Annotated in this window: 21 protein-coding genes and 1 pseudogene; 18 read left to right on the top strand and 4 right to left on the bottom strand. The window is 55.2% G+C overall.

The features are described from left to right. Positions 1–53 precede the first annotated feature (53 nt). The 9 genes from JD108_RS21545 (at position 54) to JD108_RS21505 (ending at position 9,433) form a co-directional block, all read left to right on the top strand. On the top strand, positions 54–842 hold the full coding sequence (locus tag JD108_RS21545) for an alpha/beta hydrolase (protein WP_323958393.1): 789 nt from the start codon (positions 54–56) through the stop codon (positions 840–842). Positions 843–1,094: 252 nt separating this feature from the next. After that, a complete protein-coding gene (locus JD108_RS21540; protein ID WP_323958392.1) occupies positions 1,095–1,922 on the top strand; it encodes an undecaprenyl-diphosphate phosphatase in 828 nt (275 codons plus the stop codon). Between the two features lie 227 nt (positions 1,923–2,149). Next, positions 2,150–4,345, top strand: coding sequence for a DNA topoisomerase III (locus JD108_RS21535; RefSeq protein ID WP_198827945.1), 2,196 nt, complete (start codon positions 2,150–2,152; stop codon positions 4,343–4,345). Positions 4,346–4,558: 213 nt separating this feature from the next. Further along, the gene (locus JD108_RS21530; RefSeq protein WP_198827944.1) at positions 4,559–5,059 is read left to right on the top strand and encodes a DinB family protein; all 501 of its coding nucleotides are present in this window, start codon (positions 4,559–4,561) and stop codon (positions 5,057–5,059) included. Positions 5,060–5,145: 86 nt separating this feature from the next. Next, positions 5,146–6,210: an ABC transporter substrate-binding protein gene (locus tag JD108_RS21525; protein WP_198827943.1), complete on the top strand. Its 1,065-nt coding sequence runs from the start codon at positions 5,146–5,148 to the stop codon at positions 6,208–6,210. A 4-nt stretch (positions 6,211–6,214) separates the two neighbouring features. Then, the gene (locus JD108_RS21520) at positions 6,215–6,988 is read left to right on the top strand and encodes an ABC transporter ATP-binding protein (RefSeq protein WP_198827942.1); all 774 of its coding nucleotides are present in this window, start codon (positions 6,215–6,217) and stop codon (positions 6,986–6,988) included. A 4-nt stretch (positions 6,989–6,992) separates the two neighbouring features. Then, positions 6,993–7,784, top strand: coding sequence for an ABC transporter permease (locus JD108_RS21515; RefSeq protein ID WP_198827941.1), 792 nt, complete (start codon positions 6,993–6,995; stop codon positions 7,782–7,784). Positions 7,785–7,956: 172 nt separating this feature from the next. Continuing rightward, on the top strand, positions 7,957–8,541 hold the full coding sequence (locus JD108_RS21510) for an RNA polymerase sigma factor (protein ID WP_198827940.1): 585 nt from the start codon (positions 7,957–7,959) through the stop codon (positions 8,539–8,541). Beyond that, entirely contained in the window at positions 8,516–9,433 is a 918-nt protein-coding gene (locus JD108_RS21505; RefSeq protein WP_198827939.1) for a hypothetical protein, read from the top strand. The genes JD108_RS21510 and JD108_RS21505 overlap by 26 nt, the downstream gene beginning before the upstream one ends. Before the next feature lie 150 nt (positions 9,434–9,583). On the opposite strand, the gene JD108_RS21500 is transcribed toward JD108_RS21505, so the two are convergent. Continuing rightward, on the bottom strand, positions 9,584–10,087 hold the full coding sequence (locus JD108_RS21500; protein ID WP_323958391.1) for a CarD family transcriptional regulator: 504 nt from the start codon (positions 10,085–10,087) through the stop codon (positions 9,584–9,586). Positions 10,088–10,393: 306 nt separating this feature from the next. Between JD108_RS21500 and JD108_RS21495 the strand changes: the two genes are divergently transcribed. The 3 genes from JD108_RS21495 to JD108_RS21485 all read left to right on the top strand — a co-directional run bounded on the left by JD108_RS21495 (position 10,394) and on the right by JD108_RS21485 (position 12,986). Next, positions 10,394–11,170, top strand: a complete 777-nt coding sequence (locus tag JD108_RS21495; RefSeq protein WP_198830222.1) for an ABC transporter ATP-binding protein — start codon at positions 10,394–10,396, stop codon at positions 11,168–11,170. A gap of 68 nt (positions 11,171–11,238) precedes the next feature. Beyond that, complete coding sequence (locus JD108_RS21490; protein ID WP_198827938.1) at positions 11,239–12,213, top strand: ABC transporter substrate-binding protein; 975 nt, start codon at positions 11,239–11,241, stop codon at positions 12,211–12,213. Between the two features lie 5 nt (positions 12,214–12,218). Then, positions 12,219–12,986 carry an ABC transporter permease gene (locus JD108_RS21485; protein ID WP_198830221.1) on the top strand — a complete coding sequence of 256 codons (768 nt, stop codon included), beginning with the start codon at positions 12,219–12,221 and terminating at the stop codon, positions 12,984–12,986. A gap of 48 nt (positions 12,987–13,034) precedes the next feature. Here JD108_RS21485 and JD108_RS21480 read toward each other — a convergent pair whose 3' ends face one another. Next, entirely contained in the window at positions 13,035–13,487 is a 453-nt protein-coding gene (locus JD108_RS21480; RefSeq protein ID WP_198827937.1) for a winged helix-turn-helix transcriptional regulator, read from the bottom strand. A gap of 170 nt (positions 13,488–13,657) precedes the next feature. Here JD108_RS21480 and JD108_RS21475 point away from each other — a divergent pair, with 170 nt between their 5' ends. The 5 genes and pseudogenes from JD108_RS21475 to recQ all read left to right on the top strand — a co-directional run bounded on the left by JD108_RS21475 (position 13,658) and on the right by recQ (position 19,365). Next, positions 13,658–14,191 carry a DUF4242 domain-containing protein gene (locus JD108_RS21475; RefSeq protein WP_198827936.1) on the top strand — a complete coding sequence of 178 codons (534 nt, stop codon included), beginning with the start codon at positions 13,658–13,660 and terminating at the stop codon, positions 14,189–14,191. An 88-nt stretch (positions 14,192–14,279) separates the two neighbouring features. Further along, entirely contained in the window at positions 14,280–15,383 is a 1,104-nt protein-coding gene (locus JD108_RS21470) for an acyl-CoA dehydrogenase family protein (RefSeq protein ID WP_198827935.1), read from the top strand. Positions 15,384–15,516: 133 nt separating this feature from the next. Then, positions 15,517–15,720, top strand: a pseudogene (locus tag JD108_RS21465) (lipoyl protein ligase domain-containing protein); the annotation flags it as partial. Between the two features lie 346 nt (positions 15,721–16,066). Further along, complete coding sequence (locus JD108_RS21460; protein ID WP_198827934.1) at positions 16,067–17,425, top strand: MATE family efflux transporter; 1,359 nt, start codon at positions 16,067–16,069, stop codon at positions 17,423–17,425. A 143-nt stretch (positions 17,426–17,568) separates the two neighbouring features. Continuing rightward, a complete protein-coding gene (gene recQ, locus JD108_RS21455; protein ID WP_198830220.1) occupies positions 17,569–19,365 on the top strand; it encodes a DNA helicase RecQ in 1,797 nt (598 codons plus the stop codon). Here recQ and JD108_RS21450 read toward each other — a convergent pair. Continuing rightward, entirely contained in the window at positions 19,349–21,190 is a 1,842-nt protein-coding gene (locus tag JD108_RS21450; protein WP_198827933.1) for an SH3 domain-containing protein, read from the bottom strand. The genes recQ and JD108_RS21450 overlap by 17 nt on opposite strands. Positions 21,191–21,204: 14 nt before the next feature. Then, a complete protein-coding gene (locus tag JD108_RS21445) occupies positions 21,205–22,143 on the bottom strand; it encodes a hypothetical protein (protein ID WP_198827932.1) in 939 nt (312 codons plus the stop codon). A 355-nt stretch (positions 22,144–22,498) separates the two neighbouring features. Here JD108_RS21445 and JD108_RS21440 point away from each other — a divergent pair, with 355 nt between their 5' ends. Then, entirely contained in the window at positions 22,499–24,292 is a 1,794-nt protein-coding gene (locus JD108_RS21440) for a VWA domain-containing protein (protein ID WP_198827931.1), read from the top strand. The last annotated feature ends 11 nt before the right edge of the window (positions 24,293–24,303 follow it).

The following is a 24,303-nucleotide window of genomic DNA, read 5'->3' as shown; positions in this document are numbered from 1 at the left end:
ATTCGAAAAGGAGAAGCTGACACCTGTATTTTGCGGGCGTCAGCTTTTTTGACTTGGAGCATCCCCTGCATCTCCTCTATGATAGGAAACATACGGCTTGCACAGGAAAATGTAAAAAGGAGACGGTGGAGCGTTACAACCAGGCGGGCTTCTCGGTATTCTCCATCGACTACCGTCTGGCTCCGGAAAGCCGACTGCCCGAGATCGTGGAGGACGTGCGGGATGCCCTCGCCTGGCTGAAACAAGAAGGCCAGAGCCGCTTTGATCTGGATGTCTCCCGGATCGCTGTGGCGGGCAGCTCCGCCGGCGGCTACCTGGGCTTGATGACGGGGACGTTCGCGGACAAACCGACAGCCATCGTCTCCTTTTACGGATACGGAGACATCGTCGGGGATTGGTACGGCAGACCCGACCCGTTCTACTGCCGGATGCCGCTGGTCACCCGGGACGAGGCGTATTCGATTGTCGGCAATCGGGTCATTTCAACAGCCGGGCTCGGCAGATTCTCTTTCTACCAATACTGCCGCCAACAGGGGGTCTGGGCCAAGGAAGTGAGCGGCATCAATCCTCGTCTCGACAAGCAGCCGCTCTTGGCGTATTGCCCGCTGTACCGAGTCGAACCGGATTATCCGCCCACCCTGCTCCTGCACGGCACCAAGGACACGGATGTACCGTATGAGCAGTCCGCGCTCATGGCCGAAGAGCTGACGAGAAAAGGCGTCCCGAATCAGCTCATCCGGCTGGAGGGTATGGGTCATCTCTTCGACCGAAACATGAGTGATCCTGTCGTGGCGCAAGCCTTTGATCAAGTAATCGATTTTCTCCAAACACATCTGCGCTGATCCGAATCGGCTACATGAAGCCTCTCTCCGCCAATGGGGGGAGGCTTTATCGTTTGTAGGCAAATCGTAAGCCCATTTCAACCATTTGAAATTTATGTAAAAGCCAGAGGGCTGCCAGATAGGGGTTGGATTCCGGGCGGCGTTCATGTATTTTAAATAGGTACTGCTTTTTACAAAGGTATTTTGCCAAATACCCGCCTGGCTTTTTTAATAGAGAGGAAAGTGCACAGCCAAGAGGAGTGTGAGAATCCGTTGAATTTGTATGAATTGTTTGTCGCCCTGATTTTGGGAATGGTCGAAGGGCTTACCGAATTTGCGCCTGTGTCCTCCACGGGCCATATGATCATTGTCGATGATTTTCTGTTCCAGACCCAGCAGATGTTTGCCCCGGGCGTAGCCAATACGTTTAAAGTGGTGATTCAGCTGGGCTCCATCCTGGCCGTCGTCGTGCTGATGTGGGACCGTTTCATGAATCTGTTGGGGTTGAAAAAAATGCCCGGACAGACGGCATCCGGCCCGCGCCTGAACCTGCTGACCGTCTTGATCGGCCTCATTCCGGCAGGGGTATTCGGCGTCTTGTTCAATGATTACATTGATGAATACCTGTTTTCGACCAAAACCGTGATCATCGGGCTCGTCCTGGGGGCCTTGCTCATGATCGCAGCGGACTGGTTCCGACCCGCTCGTCCCAAGGTGGATACCGTCGATCAGATTACGTACAGACAAGCCCTCTTGGTAGGCTTGGTCCAATGCCTCTCGCTGTGGCCGGGATTCTCCCGCTCCGGCTCGACGATCTCCGGCGGGGTGCTGCTGGGGATGAGTCACCGGGCTGCGGCTGACTTCACCTTTATCATGGCGGTACCGATCATGGCAGGGGCCAGCTTCCTCTCGCTGCTCAAAAGCTGGGATGCGATCACGATGGATGTGGTGCCCTTTTTCGTCGTCGGCTTCATCAGCGCGTTTGTCTTTGCGCTCATCTGTATCCGCTTCTTCCTGAAGCTGATCAATCGCATCAAGCTGGTGCCGTTTGCGATTTACCGCCTGGCTTTGGCTGCGGTCCTCTATTTTGTCTTCTTTTAAGATCAGGTGATCATGGTAACCAGCCCTGCTGGAAGCGCAATAACCCGGAGTGAAAAGGCTCCGGTTTTTTTGTGCGGCACAGTCTACGGTGCCGGCTGCGGGACCGGCTGCGACTGGCGGTACCCCAACTGGCGATGATCTCTGACCGGAGCCCGGGCAGTCGATTCATCACCCGGTTGGTCAAGGACGAAGGAATTGTTTATGATGGAACTGGAGGTGTTTTTTATATGAGCAAAACACTGGTGTTGGCAGAGAAACCTTCTGTGGGGCGCGATATAGCCCGTGTCCTGCATTGTCATAAAAAAGGGAACGCTTTTCTGGAGGGCGACAAATACATTGTGACGTGGGCTTTGGGCCATCTCGTCACGCTGGCTGACCCGGAAGGATACGGGGAGCAGTACAGCTCGTGGAAAATCGAGGATTTGCCGATCCTGCCGCCGTCTTTTCGCCTGGTGGTCATCCGCGAGAGCAGCAAGCAGTTTCATGCTGTGAAAACGCAGTTGAACCGAAAGGACGTAAAGGAGATCGTCATCGCCACCGATGCGGGACGGGAAGGAGAGCTGGTCGCAAGATGGATCATCGACATGGCCCGGGCGCAGAAGCCGATCAAGCGGCTGTGGATATCATCGGTGACGGACAAAGCGATCCTGGAGGGATTTCGCCGTCTCAAGGACGGCAAGGAGTTCGAGCCTCTCTACGCCTCTGCGGCCGCTCGGGCCGAAGCCGACTGGGTAGTGGGCATCAATGCGACGCGGGCGCTCACCTGCAAACACAATGCCCAGCTGTCCTGCGGCCGGGTACAGACCCCTACCTTGGCGATCATCGCCAGACGGGAGCAGGAAATCCGCGATTTTGTGCCGCGCACCTATTACGGCATCACGGCAGTGGCCGAGAACCAGCTTCGGCTGATCTGGCAAGACTCCAAGTCCAAAGACATCAAAACCTTCTCCAAAGAGACCTGCGATCAAATCATGAAGGCGATCAAGGGGCAAAAAGCGGAGATCACCGATGTGATCAAAACCCAGAAGAAAAGCTATGCCCCGCCGCTCTACGATCTGACCGAGCTGCAGCGGGACGCCAATAAGCTGTTCGGCTTCTCGGCAAAAGAGACGTTATCCGTCATGCAAGGTCTCTACGAACATCACAAGGTGCTGACCTATCCGCGCACCGACTCCCGCTATCTATCGTCCGATATCGTGGAGACGCTTCCCGATCGGATCAAAGCGGTGCAAATCAAGCCCTATGCGCCGCTCGCGGCCAAAGTGCTGCGCTCCCCGATCAAAGCAAATAAAGCGTTTGTCGACGACAGCAAAGTAACGGATCACCATGCCATTATCCCGACGGAGCAGTCGGTATTTCTCGGAGATCTCAGCGACAAGGAACGAAAAATCTACGACTTGGTCGTCAAGCGCTTTTTGGCTGTCCTGTTCCCGCCTTTTGAATACGAGCAGACCACGATTCAGGCCAAGATTGGCGATCATTCGTTTTTTGCCAAAGGGAAAAGAGTGACCCAGCCGGGGTGGCGGGAAGTATACGATTTCGAGTGGGAAGAAGACGAGAGCGGGGATGGCATCGGCGATCAGCTCCTCCCTCGCATGGAAAAAGGCGATCGTCTGTCGATTGCCTCGTTGACCCAGACCGCTGGAGAGACCAAACCGCCGGAGCCTTTCACGGAGGCCACACTCCTTTCCGCGATGGAAAATCCGGCCAGGTACATGGCGCATGAGAAGAAAGAACTGATCCAGACGATCGGGGAAACGGGCGGACTGGGGACGGTGGCTACGCGGGCCGACGTGATCGAGAAGCTGTTCAATACCTTCCTGATCGAAAAGAGAGGGAAGCACATCCACCTCACGTCCAAGGGAAAACAATTGCTGGAGCTGGTCCCCGACGAACTGCAATCCCCGACACTGACGGCCCAGTGGGAGCTGAAGCTGGCCGCGATCGCCAAAGGAAAGCTGAGCAAGCAAGCCTTTATCGGCGAGATGAAGGCGTATGCCCGGCAAGTGGTTCAAGAGATCAAGAACAGCGAAAAAAAATTCCGGCATGATAACCTGACGCGCAGCAAATGCCCCGAGTGCGGCAAGTTTCTGTTGGAGGTTAACGGGAAAAAGGGAAAAATGCTGGTCTGTCAGGACCGCGAGTGCGGTCACCGAAAGAAAATTTCCAAAGTCACCAATGCGAGATGCCCGCAGTGTCACAAGAGACTGGAGATGCGAGGCGAAGGGGAGGGGCAAACCTTTGTCTGCAACTGCGGGCATCGGGAGAAGCTTTCTGCCTTCCACGAGCGTAGAAATCGCGAGAAAAGCAGCAAAATGTCCAAGAAAGAGGTATCCAAATACCTGAAGCAGCAGAGCCAGGACGATGACGATATGGTGAATCCGGCCCTGAAAGAAGCGCTGGCCAAGCTCAAGCTGGAATAATACAGAATGACAGAGACCGAGATCGCCTCACGGAAGAGAATATAGCGGGCGGCTCATCTGGCGGCGGCAGGTCCTTTGGTTCGTTGCAATGGCAGAAAAAATGTCCAAAACGGCTGGAGCGGCAGCCGTTTTTTCTTTGCAGGCAATTTTTGGCTTGGCAACCGTCGCGAAGAGACTGTGGTATGCTTAGGAACGAGAGGGGAGAGGGAGGTCATGCATCTGTTTTACAAACAAACGCTGCACCTGCTCGATACGGAGCTGGACCGCATCCAAACAGCGGTGAACCGCTTGCCGGAGGAGCATTTGTGGAAAAAAGCGCGCGAGGGGACAAACAGTATTGGCAATCTCTGTCTGCACCTGGCCGGAAATGAGCACCAGAACATCATCAGCGGCATCGGACAAAAGCCGTTCATCCGCGAGCGGTCTGCGGAGTTTTTGGCCGAGGGGGGCATGGAGTCTTCTGCTTTGCTGACGAAGCTGCGCGATGTGCGCGAGCAGTCGAGAAGCGTGCTGGCAAATCTCTCCGCCGCCGATCTGGACAGAGAGGTATTGATCGTCTATCCGCCCGGCAGCGGCATTGAGTCCTATACGCGAACCGTGCTGGAGCTGCTGTATCACACCACGTCGCATTACTCGTATCACACGGGTCAAATCGTGTATATGGCCAGGCTGCTCCAGCATATGGACGAGCATATACTCAAGTGGAAGCATTGATCTATCGAGCTTTTTATGTTACTTTGTCGAAATATAAAGTCAATAGTTTAGCCTTATAGAAAAAGAAAATTTTGGAGGGACGTTTGGTGAAGAAATCAGTATTGTTTGCTGCAAGTGCACTGCTGACATTGTCATTGGCACTGGCTGGCTGTGGGCAGAAGGACACAGGAAATACAGCCGAGCCGAAGCCGGAACAGAAAACGGAAGCGGAAGCCGCAACCGTACAGATCGGAATGCTGAAACTGACCAGCTCCGCACCCCTGTTTATCGGGATTGAAAAAGGCTTTTTCCAAGAGGAAAATATCGATGCGCAGGCCAAGTGGTTTGAGGCGGCTCAGCCGATCGCTGTCGCGACTGCAGCGGGCAGTGTGGATGTAGGGGCTACCGGGATCACGGCCAGCCTGTACAATATGGTGGCCGGCGGGCAAAAACTGGTCATCGTCGCTGACAAAGGAAGAGAACAGCAAGGTTACTCCTCCTCTGCTTTATTGGTCCCTGGGGATTCACCGCTTAAAAGCATCGAAGAGTTAAAGGGCAAGAAAATCGGGATCACCCAGACGGGTTCCACCTACCACTACATGGCGGGCAGAATGCTGGAAAAGTACGGGGTTGGTCTCAGCGATGTCGAGCTGATTCCGCTGAACAGCATCAAAGGTCTGATGGAAGCCCTCAAGAGCAAGCAGGTTGATGCCGTGCTGCTGAATGAACCCAATATCTCGACCGTCGTAGCGGAGGGCTACGGAAAAGTGATCGCGCAGGTAGGGGACGAAATCGAGTACCAAACTTCGGGCATTTTCTTCTCTCCCGCGTTGGCTGACAACAAAGACGTGGCCGAGCGTTTCCTCAAGGCGTACGCAAAAGCAACGCGCTACTACTATGATGCCGTCCTGACGAAGAAAGACGGTCAAATCGTGCCGGGCGAAAACTTTGACGAAGTCGTTCAGATTATCGCCAAGTACACGGATCAAGAGCCGGACATGATCAAAAAAGGTCTTCCTTATATGGATCGAGACGGCAAACTGTTGGAGTCCGATATCAAGACGCAGGTAGAATGGTACGCCAAAGAGAAGCTGATTGACAAAGCGATTGATACGAGCGAAATCGTGAATACCCAACTGCTGGAAGACGCCTTGCAGAAATTAGGGAAGTGATTGCATGAGAATTGTCATCGAGGATGTGGGAAAGTCCTTTCTCGATTCGAAAAAAAGAGAAGTGACCGCCCTGCAGAACATCAATTTTTCCATCGAAGAGCAGGAATTCGTCGTGCTGGTGGGCCCGAGCGGCTGTGGGAAGTCCACGCTGCTCAACATCGTCGGGGGGCTCATGTCTCCGACGAGCGGCAGCGTCTATTTTGAGGGAACCGGGGGCAAAAAGCCCAAGCTGGGCATCGTCTTTCAGGAGATTGCCCTGTTTCCCTGGCGGACCGTCTATGAGAATGTGATCTTCGGTCTGGAGGAAAATGGCGCAAGCAAACAAGAGCAAGAGGAAAAGGGCAAGCATTATATCGAGATGGTCGGCCTGCAAGGATTTGAAGGCGCCTATCCCAAACAACTGTCAGGCGGTATGAGGCAGCGGGCCGGAATCGCCCGGGCACTCGCGATCGAACCGGATCTGCTGCTCATGGACGAGCCTTTTTCCGCTCTCGATGCACAGACGCGGACGCTGATGCAGGAGGAGCTCTTGACCATCTGGGACCGCACGCGGCTCAGCACGCTGTACGTGACCCATAACATCCAGGAAGCCGTATACCTGGCCGACCGCGTGATTGTCCTGTCGAGACATCCCGGCCAAATTAAGAGCATTATCCACATCGATTTGCCAAAAATGGGCAGAGATCAAGAGGAATACCGCAGCCAGTTTGAGCAGTACGCCGATCAAATCTGGCAGTTGATTCGTCACGATGCCCAGGAAGCGCTGAAAGAGGGGTGAGGGGATGAACGACCAAAGACAAGTCATCACCAACCGCGTCGCCTTTCTGGAACAAAAAATTCCCGGGTACGCGGCGGCCATGGGGATCGCCGGTCTGTTAATCCTGTGGGAGATCGTGTGCCGGATGAACATCGTTCCGCCGCTGTTTTTGCCAGCTCCTACGGCGATTCTGGCGGCAGCGTGGGATATGCTGACCAATGGCGAGCTGCTGCAAAATCTGCTCGCCAGCATGTCGCGGATCGGGGCAGGCTATGCGATCGGAGCGCTTTGCGGCATTGTGATCGGGCTGCTCCTCGGCTTCTCCCGCTGGGTGGACGCGATCCTGACGCCGATTGTCTATTCGATTTACCCGATTCCCAAGATCGCCTTGCTGCCGCTGATCATCCTCTGGCTGGGGATCGGCGAGATGCCCAAGGTGGCGATCATCGCACTCGGCGTCTTTTTCCCGGTCGTCATCAACACCTACTCCGGCGTGAAGAGCGTGGACCCGATGCTGATCAAGGCAGCCGTCACCTTTGGCTCCAATCACTTCAACGTGATACGCAAGGTGATCTTGCCCGGTTCGCTGCCGATGATTTTCGCCGGGCTGAAGCTGGCGGCCGGCACCTCGCTGCTGCTGCTGGTGTCCGCCGAAATGATTGCGGCCCAACAAGGGATCGGCTCCATGGTGCTGCATTACGGGAACCTGATGATTACGACCAAACTGATGGTCGGCGTCCTGCTCCTCTCCCTGCTGGGCCTGATCTTTAACCGTACGCTGCAATGGCTGGAGCGCAAGCTGCTCCCGTGGAAATAAACACAACCAAGCGCTTCTCCTCAAGCGGGGAAGCGTGCGAAGCACCACCAAAGCTGATGTCTGTATGCGAAATGCATAGCAGATGTCGGCTTTTTCTTTTTGCGGCAATTTTTTCAAACACGTCACAAATGACGCATGCGATTTGTTATACCTAACAAAGGGGGTGAAGATTGTGGAAAGAGAGCATATGGAACAAATCGTAGAGGAGATCAAAGTCTCCGGTTCCCTGGAGCAATTTGGAGTCCTCGTGGAAGCTCTGCAACAACCGATTTTTACCTACTGCTATCATATGCTGGGCCATAGACAGGAAGCCGAGGATGCCGTGCAAGAGGTGTTGATCAAAGCCTATGAGCATCTGGAAAAATACAATCGCTCCGTATCCTTTTCCGCTTGGGTATACAAGATTGCCTACCACCACTGCCTCAACCTGATCAAAAGGAAGAAACTTCATCAGCTCATCCTGTTCTGGAAAAAGGATGAGGCTATACAGGAACACCATCAGGCAGCGGTCCGGCTGGATCAGGAGCCAATCAGCGAGCCGCTTCATCAGGCGCTGTCGATTCTATCGCCGGAGGAACGAAATCTCGTGATCCTGCGGGTGATCGAAGAAAAGGGCTACGAAGAACTTGCGGCATTATTCCATACAAATTCAGCTGCCTTGCGAAAAAAATACGAACGAGCCATCAAGAAATGCAAACGTCAAATTTTGTCACAGAAGGGAGGGGAAGCGAATGAAGCATACCGAGCCATTCGATGAATTCGAGAAAAGTTTGAAGCACATGCCTGTTCCGCAGATTGATATCAAGGACCAGGTGTTGAATCGATTGCGTGAGCAAAATATGCAAAAGGAGGCAGTTCGAGTGAAAAAGAAAATGAGTTTGATCGTAGCGGCATGTTTGGTGTTTGGCGTAACGTCGGCGTATGCGGCGGTCAAGGTGTATGAGTTGAAAAACGAACAGGGAGAAGTGATCTCCAGGGTTGAGCATACGATGGAGAAACCGGATGTGGAGAAGCCCATGACGTATATGGAGTTGCTTGAGGAGGTTCGCAACTCCGTCACGCCGGGCGGTGCGGTGGCCGTCTATATCGTCCCCGATAATCCGGATAAACGGATCAGCTTCTTCCAGAAGCCGAAGTCGTTTGAAGACCGCTCGGCGCTGCTGGAGGCAGTAGGCGGGGGAGTCACTCTTCCGGAGGAGCTTGCCGGCGGCTACCAATTTAAAGAAGGTGTACTTGGAAATGAGATCATCCGCGATTACAAAGACGAAGATTTTTACAAAGAGGCAGAGGAAACCAAGAAAGATGTGGTGGTGAAGGAACTGAAGGTAAAACCGGACTATCAATATGCGGTGGCGAGATACGCCAAAGACGAGAGCGAAGTAAGCATCCGGATCGAAAATTTCGAGAAGGTGCTCTATACCACCGCGGAAGCCGGTCCCGATGACACCGTTGAAAACATCAAGGTAAAAAACAGAGACGCCCTCTACATCCTGCGCAAATTTATGGACCAAGACGGAAAGGTGGCATCGATCCAGCAGTCCGTCGAACTTTACAAGGATGATGAAAAACAGCTCTACACCGTTTTTACCTCCTCTCCGAACGTGACCAAGGAAGAGTTGATGGCGATCGTAGACAAAATGGAATGGTAATGCCCGTGTTTCTTTGCTGAAAAAAAGGGCGCTCCCTAAATGGAAGCGCCCCTCAGCCACATCAAAACAGAGAAAGCCCATAAAAAGAGGCTGCCCCCGCCCCTGCAAAAGGACGGTGGACAGCCTCCATTCTATATAAGCGGCCTGCATTCAGGCGATAGATCCGCTGCCTTGAATCGCCTGGATCAGCATGTCCGACGCTTCTTCTGTCGAAATGCCTTTGACCAGTTCCACTTCGCTGATTAACAACTGCTGGGCCTGATCCAGCATCAGCCGATCGCCGGTTCCCAGCCCTTTCAGTCGATTGAGATAGGACAAATCGCGGATGACGATAGCGCCTTCATAGATATCGCCGCTTTTGAGTTTTTCGTGGTTGATCCGCTGCCTTTGCGCGGCGGTGACGCTCAGATCCGGTTCGCCCTCATGAAGCAAGACAAGCACCTCATTCAAAGTGCTTTCTTCTACGACGGGTCGAATATTTAGGCCATCGATTTTATGCAGTGGGACCATGATATGCAGCTCTCGGAGCAGCATGTCCAAGACGTAATACTGTTGTTTTTCCCCGAGGAACTCCTTCTCAACGATCGTTTCGACAATCCCGGCACCATGGACAGGATAAAAGATCTTGTCGCCAATCTGAAACAATAAGCCCACCCCCGATCTCGTAATATCTTTATTATATCACAAAATGGCGATTGAAATAAAATTATTAATCTTACCATAGAAAAATATTTACTGTCAATATTTCTGACTAAAAAAATGTAAGCGCTTTTATCGCAGGAAACGCTTTGTTTTTTCACGTCAAAAATAAGGGCGCGAATGTTCTCATTTTTAAGTTGTTTTTTTAAACAAAGTATCATAAAATAACCTCTAAATAAAACCGATTAAAAACATAGGAATTAACGTATTTAATGTGGCTACGGCTTGACCGCGGGCGAAGGAGGGGGTCAGGTGGAGCATATGGATGCCGTGCGGGTTGAGCATGTGTGGAAAAGCTTCTCTTCCCGAGAGAAGAACCAGCCGGTGCTGGCCGATGTTTCGTTTCAGGTGAAAAAGGGAGAAATCGTCTCGATTCTGGGGCAGAGCGGGTGCGGGAAGAGCACGCTTCTGAATATGATCGGAGGCTTTGAGCGGCTGGACAGCGGACGGATCGAATGCGGAGGGACGGCCGTCGAGAGACCGAGCCGGAAGTGCGTGATGCTGTTTCAGCATTATGGGCTGCTGCCCTGGCGCTCCGTCCTGAAAAATGTGGAGCTGGCTCTCGAAGAGCTGCCGCTCTCGCCCGCAGAGCGCAGGGAGCGTGCCGTGGAGTATCTCAGGCTGGTTGGTTTGGAGGATAGGCTGGAGATGTTTCCTCACCAACTGTCCGGCGGGATGCAGCAGCGGGTGGCCATCGCCAGGGCGCTGTCCATCCAGCCGGAGCTGATCCTCATGGATGAGCCGTTTGCCGCGCTGGATACCTTTACCCGCTATCACCTGCAAAATGAGCTGCTGCGCATTCAGAGCCGGGAACAGACGACGATTATCCTCGTGACGCATGACATTGATGAAGCCGTGTATCTGTCTGACCGCGTGCTGATTATGGGCGCGGGTCCCGGACGGATTCACCGGGAGATCCGGATTCGCGCATCGCGTCCAAGAGACAGGGGACATGACGAATTCCAGTATTTCCGCAAATTGATCCTGGAGGAATTCTCTTTCAATAATCCGTTGCCCACTGTGGAGTTCAGCATCTAGCGTCGCCGGGCAATGGGATTGCATTGCCAAGCTTTCCCATATCAGAAGAGTGGATAGGAGAACGACAAATGGACAAGAGACTGAGAAGATGGTTAACCTCATTTATATTGCTGGCTCTGGTGATCGGCCTGACGGCTTGCGGTCAGGGAAATGCGGAGAAGGCTGGCAAAGAGACAGGGAAACCGACGATCAAGATCGGCTATCTGCCGATTACGCATGCCGCACCGCTCTACATCGAGGATGAGCTGGGCAAGGGGAAGTTTCAGCATTTTCAGCTGGAGCTGGTGAAATTCGGTTCCTGGCCGGATTTGATGGACGCGCTGAACACGGGGAAGATCGACGGCGCCTCAGTGCTGGTCCAGCTGGCGATGAAGGCCAAGGAGCAAGGCATTGACCTGAAGGCCGTAGCACTGGGCCATCGAGATGGCAATGTCATCGTCACGGCCAACGATATTCATAGCGTGAACGATCTGAAGGGAAAGAACTTCGCGATCCCGCATAAATTCTCCACCCATAACATCCTCTTGTACCAGATGCTGAAGCAGGAAGGCTTGCAGTATACCGATGTCAATGTAATCGAGCTGCCACCGGCGGAAATGCCGGCTGCGCTGGCAGAAGGAAGAATCGCAGGCTATGTGGTAGCAGAGCCTTTTGGCGCAAAATCAGTCGTGATCGAAAAGGGGAAGGCTTTCCTGCAGTCTGAAGAGCTGTGGAAGGATTCCGTAGATTGCGCTTTGGTCGTTCGGGGAGAGCTGATCCGGGATAACCGGGCAGCGGCAGAGGAATTTATCACCGAGTATGCCAAGGCGGGCGAGAAGGCAGAGTCCAAGGATGAGCAGGTAAAAAGCATCCTGTCCGCCTATATGAATGTGGAGGAAAAGGTGCTGGATTTGTCCCTGCAGTGGATCGCCTATGATCATCTGCGGCTGGATGAGGAGGCGTATGAGAAGCTGAGGCAGTATCTGATCGAGATGGGACTGTCGGAGAAGCCGCCGACCTTTGCCGAGTTTGTAGACAATTCATTCATGGATAAGGCGAAGTGAAGAAGATGAATGCGCTGAAAAAGACCTCCAATATCCTGATTGGCGTTGTGATTTTGGTGGCTATCTGGCAGGCGATTATCATCGTGGGCAAATACGAGCAGTCCCTGCTGCCGCCGCCCGGAAAAGTGCTGCGGGGAGTCATCTCGCTGATCCAAGACGGCACCTTGTTTGTCCACCTGCAGGTAAGTCTGGTTCGGTTCGCCGTCGGCTATCTCGCCGCGGCGATACTGGCGATCGGACTGGGACTGGTCCTCAGCCGCCTGCAGCGGGTATGGGAAATCGTCGATCCCATCGTCCAGGTTCTGCGCCCCGTTTCCCCGATCGCGTGGTCGCCGTTTATTGTCCTGTGGTTCGGGATCGGCGATGCGCCTGCCATTGTGATCATCTTTTTGGCCGCCTTTTTTCCCGTGCTGCTCTCTACCATCGCCGGTGTGAGAAAAGTAGATTCTACCTATTTGAAGCTGGCGGAGAATCTGGAGATTCGCAAGACGAAGCTCTTGACCAAGATTATTTTCCCGGCCGCTTTCCCCTCGATCGCCAACGGCTTGCATATCGCGATCGGCACATCCTGGATTTTTCTCGTATCCGGTGAAATGGTGGGAGCCCAGTCCGGGCTGGGCTATCTGATCGTCGATGCGAGAAATCAACTGCGTCTGGATCTGGTGTTAGCCGGTATTATCCTGATCGGTCTCTGCGGACTGCTGCTGGATAAAGGGATTCGGCTGTGCGAGCGCTGGATAGAGCGGCAGTGGGGGATTGTGCCCAAGACGTAAGCTGCCTTCGCGAGCCGTCCTCCCGTGTCCGCCCGGGAGGACGAAGACTCAGGAAGAGGCCGTTTCCCGCACGGCCGTATCCAGCTCGACGACGGCCACGTCTTCCACCGTTTGCTTGCAGTGAGGGCAAAAGTAAGCCAGTTCCACTTCATGGTCGCAGGAGAGGTGCACCATCTTTTTGTAGCACTTTTGCAGATGGCGTCTCCCCCAGAGGACCAGCGCGTGAAAGACGCCCTCCAGATCCCGGCCGCTTTCCGTAATCGTGTAGCGGTAGCGCGGCGGGTGCTCGGAATAGAGCGTGGAGCTGATCAGCCCTTGTTCCTCTAAATACTTGAGGCGGTCGGACAACAATTTGGAGGAGATCCCCACCAGCGATTTTTTGATCTGGTTAAAAGTGCTGTGGCCGATCAGCACCTCGTGGATGACGAGCAGGGTCCAGCGATCGCCGATGATGTTCAGCGCCTGGGCGATATTGCAAGGCAAGTCGTATCTGTCTTTCATGGAAAAAGCAACCTCCGTTCCGTCTCGGTAGGTTCATCATAACACATTTTGTCAAAAACAAGGTTGAATTTATAAACCAAGTAACTTATTATTACCTTAATACCAAGTAAACAGGTTTGTATTGTTTAGTTTAAACAAAAAAATCGATTACAGTCAGGAGAGAAGAACCTATGTCCCTTTATCTCGTGGAATCTGTATTGCATGGCATCGTCCAGGACCAGGAATCATTTGAGCAAAAAATCGCCGATCTGCAGGAGCAGCTGGCCCAAAAGCAGATTCACCTCATCGAGGTGCAGGTCTCCAAGGATTTCGCGCGCGCCTTCTTTATCTTTGAAAGCGAGGAGCGCTCCGTCTTGAATGAGAGCTTGCGCGCGCAAGGCGTGCCTGTCGCTCTGATCAAGCCCGTTCGCCTCGTCGGCAGCGATCTGGACGAAGTGAAAAAACAGGCGGACCGCGTCAACTACCTGGTCGAGTGGAATCTGCCCGAGAATCTGACGATGGAGCAATACCTGGACCGCAAAAGCAAAAACTCGGTTCACTACGCCGAAGTACCGGAGGTTTCTTTCTCCCGGACCTATGTCTGCGAGGATATGACCAAGTGCCTCTGTTTCTATCAGGCGCCGGACGAAGCCGCGGTGAAAAAAGCGCGCGAAGCCGTAAAAGCGCCGATCGACACGATTACGGAGATCGCTTCGGGCAAATAACCTGGCCGGAAAGCCGGGCAGGCAGAACCGGCGGGGAAGGATCGGCGCGGCAGGAGAGACACTAGCAAATGTCAGGGGGGGAACAGGGATGGAAAAGAAGGAAGCGGGGGGAGCCGCCGAGGACCTCGTGCAGCGGATCATTCATCAGACGGTAAAGCCGATCGTCAAAAAGATTGATGAAGAAGCATGCTACCCCCTGGCGTTTTTTGAGGCACTGGGCCATTCCGGCCTGCTGCAATCCGCCGGCCGAACCGACCAGGAGGTGCTGGGACAGGGCGTCCGGCTGGTGGAGGAGACAGCGAAGACCTGCATGACGACCGCGTTTAATCTGTGGTGCCATATGGCGGCACTCACCTATGTGCGCAAGAGCGAGAACTCCTTTCTGCGGAGGTCGATTTTGCCCAAGCTGGAAAACGGCGAGCTTCGCGGCGGCACCGGACTGTCCAATCCGATGAAATATTACGCCGGTCTGGAGCGGCTCTGCCTGAAAGCCGAGCGTGTCCGCGGCGGGTATACTATCAGCGGACAGCTCCCGTCCGTCTCCAATCTCGGGCCGGATCACTGGTTTGGGATCGTCGCTGCGGTGGAGGAGAAGTACCGGGTGATGGCATTGGTTCCATGCCGTGCGGACCATCTCGTCTTGAAGGAAAAGCGAAACTACCTCGGGCTGAACGGGAGCGCCACCTATGCTTGCGAATTCCGCGGGGTCTTCGTCCCGGATGAATGGGTCATATCCGAAGAGGCGGATGATTTTATCAAAGAGATTCGCCCGCCCTTTCTCCTCTATCAAATTCCGCTGGGGCTGGGAGTGACGGAGGCGTCGATCTCATCTATCGAAAAGGTGAAGGGCAAACAGGGCGGCTGCAACCAGTACCTGCCCGTACAGGCGGAGGATTTGCGCGAGGAGCTGCTGCCGCTGCGCGAGGAGCTGTACCGCCTCTCGGTATCCGCAGAGCTCGCCGAAAAATGGCCGGAGTTGGTGAAGCTTCGCTTGGCCGTCGTCCATCTGACTTCGAAAGCGGTCTACGCCAGCATGCTGCACCACGGGGGAGCCGGCTATCTGCAAGCGAGCGATCCCTCGCGGAGACTGAGAGAGTCGCTTTTCCTGGTGAACCTGACGCCCACGGTCAAGCATCTGGAAAAGCTGGTCCGGGAGGCAGCGCCGCTTTCTGCCTCCGCGCGGGCCAAGTAGGCCATACAACAGGATGGGATGGGGAGAGAAGCCTTCGCGCTTCTCTCTTTTTGTTTGGTGGGAAAAGGCAAGCAGATCAGGTATAGTCAAAGGTGAGGAAACTCGCATACACCCATCTTGAGGAGGGAAACGGATGCTGTTTATCGACAATCAAAACATCACCGATCCGCGGATCAATCTGGCCATCGAGGAATACGCGCTGAAGCATCTCCCGGCCCAGCAAGACTACCTGCTTTTTTACATAAATGAGCCTTCGATCATCATCGGCAAGAACCAGAATACCGCGGAGGAAATCAATGCGGACTACGTGGCGAAAAACGGAATCCATGTCGTGCGCCCGGCGCCGCTCAGGAGCAGCTCGCTACCAATGAGGAGATCAGCTCTTCCATCGAGACCCTGCATCGGTTGGCCGATGAGCTGAAGCGGACCATGCAGCGGTTTACGGTCTAGAGATGGCCACCGGTAAACGGAAGCCTCCAGCCGAGGGCGGAACATGCCAGTAAAAAAGGAAAATCAAGCGGGACTGCCCCCGAAGTAGACGACTACAAAGGGAGGCGGTCCCGTTTTTTTCCTCTATCCACCAGGGGGCGGCAGGCGCACATTTCTTTGCTATTCCCCCCGCCTTTCCCTATAATAACATTCAGTATGTTTCAAAATTCTGTAGAGCAAGGATGTTACCAGCCATGTACCAGACGTATTCGCTAGGAGAAAAAGTCCGTCAGTTTCTCACGGTCGTGCTTCCGATTTTGGTCACCCAACTGGCCCTGTTCAGCATGACTTTTTTTGATACCGTCATGTCCGGCCAGGCGAGTCCGGTAGATTTGGCGGGAGTGGCCATTGGCTCCAGTTTGTGGACGCCGATTCAGGCCGGATTGACAGGCATTCTGCTCGCTGTCACGCCGATGGTTGCGCAGATGGTGGGCGCGATGCGAAAGGATCAGGTGCCCTTTACCGTCATGCAGGCGATGTACTTGTCCGTGGTGATCGCCGTGGGGGTTGTGATAGTAGGAGCTCTCGCTTTGGGTCCCGTGTTGAATGGGATGAGTCTGGAGACTGAGGTGCGGCATATCGCCTTTTATTATCTGGTCGCTATCTCGCTGGGGATCATTCCCCTGTTTCTCTATACGGTTATTCGCTGCTATATCGATGCGCTCGGCATGACCCGAGTGACGATGGTGATCACGCTCGCTTCCCTGCCGATCAACGTAGCGCTGAATTACGTGCTGATTTTCGGCTATCTCGGGTTTCCCCGGCTGGGCGGCATCGGAGCCGGACTTGCGTCTGCCATTACCTACTGGATCATTACCCTGATCAGCCTCTATGTCGTGCATCGCGTAGAGCCATTTGCGGAATACGGCATCTTCCGCAAGTTCTTCCGCGTCTCGCTCGCTTCCTGGAAGGAGCTGCTCAGGCTCGGGGTTCCGATCGGATTTGCCATTTTTTTCGAAGTGAGCATTTTCGCGGCCGTCACCCTCTTGATGAGCCAGTTCAACACGACCACAATCGCCGCACACCAGGCGGCGATGAACTTCGCTTCGTTTCTCTACATGGTGCCGATGAGCATCTCGATGGCGCTGACCATTGTGGTCGGATTCGAGGTGGGAGCACAGCGTTACCGGGACGCTCGCCAATACGGCTACATGGGAATTGGCGGAGCGCTTGTGATGGCCTCCTTGTGTGCAGTCGGCCTGTTTTTCTTTACCGAGCAGGTAGCCGGATTTTATACCAATGACCCTGGCGTGCTTGATCTCGCCCAGCACTTCTTGATGTACTCGATCCTGTTCATGCTGTCTGATGCTGTTGCTGCGCCGATTCAAGGGATCCTGCGCGGCTACAAGGATGTGACCGTCACCTTCGGCGTCGCATTGGTATCGTATTGGGTGATCGGACTTCCGCTGGGCTATGTCCTGGCCAATTACACTGCGATGGCCGCCTTTGGATATTGGGTGGGCTTGATCGCAGGTCTGGCCGCAGGCGCGATCTTCCTGTTCGTCCGCCTGCTCTCTCTGCAGAGACGGAAGATCAGAGAGATGGCGAGCTAATCGCGGGGGAGATCGACAAAACGGACTGGATTTGTCCCAGTCCGATCTGGCATAAGTGATTCGAGAGCGGCCCTCGGGCATGCGCTCGAATTCTTTTTTACGCGAATGCTTTGACCAGAATCACGGGATGGAAGGTGATGGGATTGTTGCAGAAAGCGGAGGAGAAGCTGCGGACATACTTTGGCTACACCAGTTTTCGGCCTGGACAACAAACAATCGTGAAGAGCCTGTTGTCCGGATGCGACACGCTCGGCATCATGCCGACCGGGGGCGGAAAGTCGATCTGCTACCAGATTCCCGCCCTTTTGTTCGACGGCGTCACGATAGTCATTTCTCCCTTGATTTCCTTGATGAAGGACCAGGTGGATGCGCTGGCCAGCGCCGGGATCGCTGCCGCCGAGATCAATAGCACGCTGGATGCCGCCGAGGTGCGGGAGCGGATGAGAAAAGCCCGCGAAGGGGTGTACAAGCTGCTCTATGTCGCCCCGGAGCGGCTGGAGACGGACAGTTTTATGGCGCTCGTGAGCGAGCTGCCTATCGCGATGGTAGCCGTCGACGAGGCACATTGCGTCTCGCAGTGGGGGCATGATTTCCGTCCCAGCTATCTGGCCATCTCCCGGTTCATCCAATCCCTGCCAAAGCGGCCTGTCATCGCGGCCCTGACCGCCACCGCCACACCGGAGGTCACAGCAGATATTCAGCGTCTGCTCAGCCTGCAGGACGAGCGCATCTACATCAGCGGCTTCGGCCGGGATAATCTTCATCTCTCCGTCCGCAAAGGGGAGGACAGGCGCCGGTTTATCCGCGACTATCTGGAGGCGCGCCGCGAGCAGGCGGGCATCGTCTACGCCGCTACGCGAAAAGACGTGGATGCCTTGTACGATTACTTTCAGGAGCGGGGCTTTTCCGTCACCCGCTACCATGCCGGGCTGTCGGAGGCGGAGCGGGCGCGCAATCAGGAGGCCTTTCTCTATGACGATGCCCGCGTGATGTTTGCGACCAATGCGTTCGGGATGGGCATCGACAAGTCCAACGTCCGCTACGTGATTCACTACAGCCTCCCAAAAAATCTGGAAGCCTATTACCAGGAAGCGGGACGGGCCGGACGCGACGGGGAGCCGAGCGAGTGCATCCTGCTGTTTCATTCGCAGGATATCCAGACCCAGATGTTTTTTATCGAGCAGAACCAGCAGGGAGCCGAGCGCCGGGAGCATGAGTACAAAAAGCTGTACGCGATGATCGATTACTGCCGGACACCGCGCTGCCTGCAGCAGTATATCGTGCAGTATTTTGGGGACCACGCCGCCGGGGAGTGCGGCCGCTGCGGCAATTGCACCAATGAAGCGGAGCTGGCTGATATCACCCTGGAGGCGCAAAAGGTCTTCTCCTGCGTCAAAAGGATGCGGGAGCGCTACGGAGCCTCGCTGGTCGCTCAGGTGCTGAAAGGCTCCCGCAATAAAAAGGTGCTGGAATTCGGCTTTGACAAGCTGCCCACGTACGGTCTGATGAGCGATTACACCGAAAAACAGATTGTCGATTTGATCGAGCTGTTTATCGCCGAGGGCTATCTGCGGGTCACCGAAAACAAATACCCGATCCTCGCGCTGGGGGACCGGGCACTCCCTGTATTAAAAGGGGAGGAGCAGGTATGGCAAAAGGTGCTGATCCGGCCAATCAAGCGGGAGGAGGATGACGAGCTGTTCGAGCGGCTGAGACAGCTGCGCAAAGAGCTGTCGCAAAAAGAAGGCGTGCCGCCGTATGTCATCTTCCACGACAGCACGCTCAAAGAGCTGAGCCAGATATGCCCGACAGACAAGGAAACCATGTTGACGATCAAAGGGATCGGGGCGGCCAAGTTTGAGAAATACGGATCCTATTTTCTCGCTTGCGTGCAGGAATACCTGCAGAAGAAAGAAGGGGCCGCTACGGCATCCGATTGATCCAGCCCTTCTTGCCTTGGTAGGAGATCTGATACCACCCGTCCGCCTCCGCCAGCACCTCGACGGCTGCCTTTGCGGGGAGATCCCCGATCTGTCCGTACTGCTCGCCCGGTCCCGCGTAGAGCGTGATCGGGGCCGCTGCGCCAGCGATGTCGGGCGGCGCTCCCGATTCTTCCTGATGTGTACCCGTACCCGGCTCCCGGTGTTGATCCTGCCCCGTGCGCTCCGTCGCAGTCGGGGGTGCAATATCCGGGGGCGCTCCACCCGGAGTCTCCATGCCTTCCTCAACTGGAGGCGTATCCGCCTCGTCTGCCCCTTCCGGCAGATAGTCCTCTATTTTTCCCGTGTAGACGAGCCCCTTTTCCTCCAGCCGGAACGAGGCGACCTCATTTTCCCCGTCTCCAGTCGGATGCGTGAGGATGATCTCCTCCGGATTCTCGGCTTGAAACCCTTCCGCCTCGATCTCGAATCCTTTGACGAGTGAGGATCGTTCCATGTCCGGAATGAATCCCGAATACAGATGCGTGCGCTCCGTCCCCTCTGCCTCCAGCAGTATCAGCGGGGCTTTTTTGATGCCTCGGATGTCGGAGAGAGTGAGCCGGAGCGGCTTGCGGCCGGAGCTGACCGCTCGCTCCAGGTAGACGACGGTGCCGTCCGCCATTTTGCCGGCGAGATGCAGCTCGGGCTGATCGCCCTGGGTCAATCCGATGGCGTAAGCCTGCGTACCCCAGAGCTGTTCTCCGGTCAAAACGAATCGGTAGGTGTTGTCCGGATGTTTTTCCGCCAGCAAGCGGGCGGGGTCATCCTCGCTCCAGCGGCTTTCCGCTTCGGCAATCAGCGCGGAAGTATTCTGGAGCGGGCCGATCTGCCGGTACAGTTCGATCGCCTTTTCATACTGGCCGGCGGCGATGTACCGTTCCGCCTGGCGCAACCGGGCTTGCAGGTGGCTTTCGATCTCGTCCAGCGCTTCCGACTCAGGAGGAAGCACATCCTCGATCTGCCGATAGGCCTTGGCGAGCGCGATGAAAACAGCCAGGTCGTCTTGTCTGACGGCTGTGCGGATTTCTTTTTCCGCGTAGCTTTCCAAAAGGCTGGTCAGCCATTCGGCTTCGATGTTCAGCCGCTTATAGGCGCGTAGGCTGTCGGCCGTGCGGGCGACGACTTCGGAAAACGTTCCCGTGCCGGTAGAAGCGCGAAATTTCTCCCGGTCGTATGCGCGCAAGAGACGGGACAATTCCCGCTGTTTGTTCTCTGCCCCTCCATAGTATTCGTCCGGGATCAGGACGAGCGTGGCGACAAAGCTGTCGTCGTGAAAACTCTTTTGCGCCAGATTGGTTTCAAGTGTCCGCCTCGCCCCGTCCTTTGCCCGCTGAAAATAATCGTCTACCTGTTTCCCCAGCGCGAGCCGTTGGGCGGTCTGCCGGAAGAAAGAGGCATCGAGACCGCCGGGCGAAGCATAGTTCCCCGCCAGCGTGCGATAGCGCTCATAGACGGCCAGCATCCGGGCATGATCCTGTTCCCGGCTGGCAGCCTCGGCCTGAGCCGCTAAGGACTCCAGCTCCGCGCGTATGGCGGTCAGGGCAGACATGGAGCGGCTCCATGCCTCGTCCCCATAGCGGATGGCAGAGATCGCCTCCGCGCGGGAAAAGGTCTCTTCGGCCAGCAGCAGGTTGTCGTCCCGGTAATAGGCCAGCGCCCGGTCATACAAGCTGATCTTGTGCACCGTCTGGCCCAGTTTCCAGAAGACGGCGGCCATCGCAATCGCAAATACCAGAGAAAGGACGCGCAGCACCCAGAGAGATTTTCGATAGGAAGAGACAATCATGCCACCATACTCCTTCACAGCACGCCTTTGAACTCGGGATCGAACGAGTAGCGGGTCTCGATCAGTCTCGCCGCAGCTTCATAGAGAGGAGCCCAATCCTCTTGGGGATGGGCCTTCAGCAGCTGGGCGAGGCGGAGCAGACGCTCGCGGGGCATGTACTCCAGCGACTCCCGGATAAACTCCTGGTATTGCACCACGTACGACTTCATGCGCAGGGCGCAGCCCGCCACCAGGCCCAGCACCCGCTGACCGTCTTCCTCCAGCAGGATATTTCCCTTGTAGCGGATGACGTAGTCGATCACCGCTTTCTTCAAGAGCCAGGGCTGCACCTTCAGCACGTCATGCAGATACTCCACGAAATCCCGGTCGTAGCGGGAGGGGATGAGCGAAGCCAGCTCCAGCTCCATATCCTTGCGCAGAACGAAGCGGCCCAGCAGCATGATTTGACACTGCTTGACCGAATCGGAATCGAGTAGGAAGCCCACTTCCCGCATTTTTTCGTAGGCCTCCTTGTACCGCTCCGCCTCCACATCCTCGTTTACCTCGACGGCATTTCGCTTCAGCCCGTTTTTGATCTTGTCTGCTTCCCTGGGGAGGAAGCGCAGAAAATGGCCGTTTCTCTCATAGACGCCATACTTTTTTTGCATCCATAGAGCGACCAGGAGGGCCAGCACGCCCCCGATCCCTGCGGCCGCCAGCTGTCTGACTGTATCAGCACTGAGGATCGCGACACAGATCAGCAGCCCCAGGATCAGCAGTTGTTTCTGAAAGCGGTGGCGGGTCAGGACATGGGAGAGCTGACGCAGGGTGAGAAAGCGGCTTTTGCCGCAGACATCGCACTCCTCATGCCAGAGCACGGTATACGAGTGGCAGTGCTTGCAGCAGCGCAAGCGTTCAAAGGCGTACGTCGTTTTCGGACTTTTGCGGAACTGGACTCCCAGCTTTTTTCTCATTGGAACCCCTCTCGTCGTGTAGCAAAGTAAGTAACTGCCGATCAATCTCCATCTCCGACACATTTCGCCGCTTGTGCATCAAAAGGACGATGTACCGAATCACCAGCATCAGCAGGACTACGGCAAGGATATAGTACGTGAGCATCGAGCATTCTCCCCACTTGGTTTGTCGGATGATGTAACAAAAAAAGAAGTGGCCCGTATTACGTTATAGAGGCCGCGAGATTCTTTTTGTTTCAGATTCATGTAGAATATAATGGTAATATTGTTATAATCTTGGTTTGTTTGCAATTCATTCAAAATCTTCCGACCTATTCGATTCGACAAATATCTACATAAGCGGAGGTTCTTACAGATGATACGTTTACCCGCACTCTTTCGATACATCCTTTGTCTGATTCTTCTGCTGGGAATGTTCATGTCCGGGGAAACGGCAGCCTTTGCCCAGACAGCCTCAGGGGCTGACAAAATGGACGCCGTGCTGGTCGTCGACGTCAGCAACTCCATGTCCCAAAGCGATAAAAACGGCGTCAGCCTGGAAGCGATGAAGATGTTCGTCGACATGACGTCGGCACAGGGCAACAAAATCGGAGTGGTCGCCTACACGGATAAAATCGAGCGGGAAAAAGCGCTCATGGGCGTCAATGCCGAGCAGGACAAGAAGGACATCAAGGCCTTCATCGACAGCCTGCAAAAAGGAGCGTACACCGATATCGCGGTCGGGGTGAGCGAGGCGATCAAAATCCTGGAGGACGGGCATGACCCGGCCCACTCGCCGATCATCGTACTCTTGGCCGACGGCAACAACTATCTCAATCCCGCCACCGGACGCACCCAGCAGAAGTCAGACCAAGACCTGGACGAAGCGGTCAAAAAGGCCAAAGCCAAAGGGTATCCTGTCTACACGATCGGACTGAATGCGGACGGCCAGCTCAACCGGACACCTTTGCAGCAGATCGCCGCAGAGACAGGCGGCCTGTTTTTCGAGACGAGCACGGCTGACAAGCTGCCGCAGATTTTAAGCGAAATTTTTGCCAACCATTCAAAAGTTAAGGTAGTTCCGTTGAAAAATTTCACTTCAAACGGGCAGTTCCAGGAGGTGCCGCTCTCCATCCCGAACAGCAGCGTGCTGGAAGCCAATATTTCGATCACATCGGGCCAAGCAGTCGAGCTGAAGCTGATCGATCCCTCCGGCAAGGAAGCGGCCATCCCGTCCGCAGATATCCTGCTGTCCCGCTCCCGCGCCTATACGATGGTGAAGATGATCCAGCCGGCCCAGGGCGAGTGGAAGCTGCAGGTAAAAGGAGCGGACCGGGACAAGATCGCGATGAACCTGATATTCAATTACGACGTCCTGCTGGAGATGGAGCCGATTGCCGCGCAGCCTTACAAAAAAGGGGATATCATCCCGATCAAAGCGGCGCTGGTCACGGCCGGACAGCAAGCGGTCAGCCCCGATCTCTACAAAAAAATGAAGGCCAAGCTGATCGTCCGCGAACTGGGAAGCCAGCAGACCAGCGAGCTGGAGCTGGCCAATACGGGCAGCGGCTTTGAAGGCAGCTTCACCGTCCCGGACGCCAAACAGTACGAGCTGAAGGTAAAGGCGGAGGAGACCAGCTTTTACCGGGAGACGAAGCCGGTGACGATAGACGCTTCCCAGGGAGCTGGCGGAAGTGCGTCCCAGCCGCCCGCCGGAGCGCCCGCAGCCGAGGACGACAGACCATTTCCCTGGCTGCCGGTCATCATCGGTACGGCTGGCCTGATTCTCGTCGCCGCTGGGGCCCTCGCTCTCCTGTCCGCCTGGAAAAAGGCAAACAAGGGCTTCACCGGCCAGATCGCCATCGAGATCGTCGACGAGGATACCGGGGAGAAATCCCATCCGCAGTATAAAAAGCTGAATGCCTTCAAAGGAAAGGTGAAGCTGCATCAGCTCTTGCAGCTCGCACCCGAGTTCCAGGAGACGGACAAGGTCCTCTTTTTCCCCGGGAAAAACGACACCCTCGTCTTGGAAAACCGCTCCGGCTGCCGGGTGGAAAAGGCCGGCCGCGTCCTGGACGCCAGCAAGGGGCGGGAGCTGAAAAAGAATGACCGCATCAAGATTTCCCTGACCAGCGTCAACAAGTCCGTCTATGTAGACTACATCGTGTAGGAGTGATCGAA

Origin of the sequence: Brevibacillus composti (assembly GCF_016406105.1) — a bacterium.
GTDB lineage: Bacteria > Bacillota > Bacilli > Brevibacillales > Brevibacillaceae > Brevibacillus > Brevibacillus composti.
This window is presented reverse-complemented; position numbering and strand designations above follow the sequence as displayed.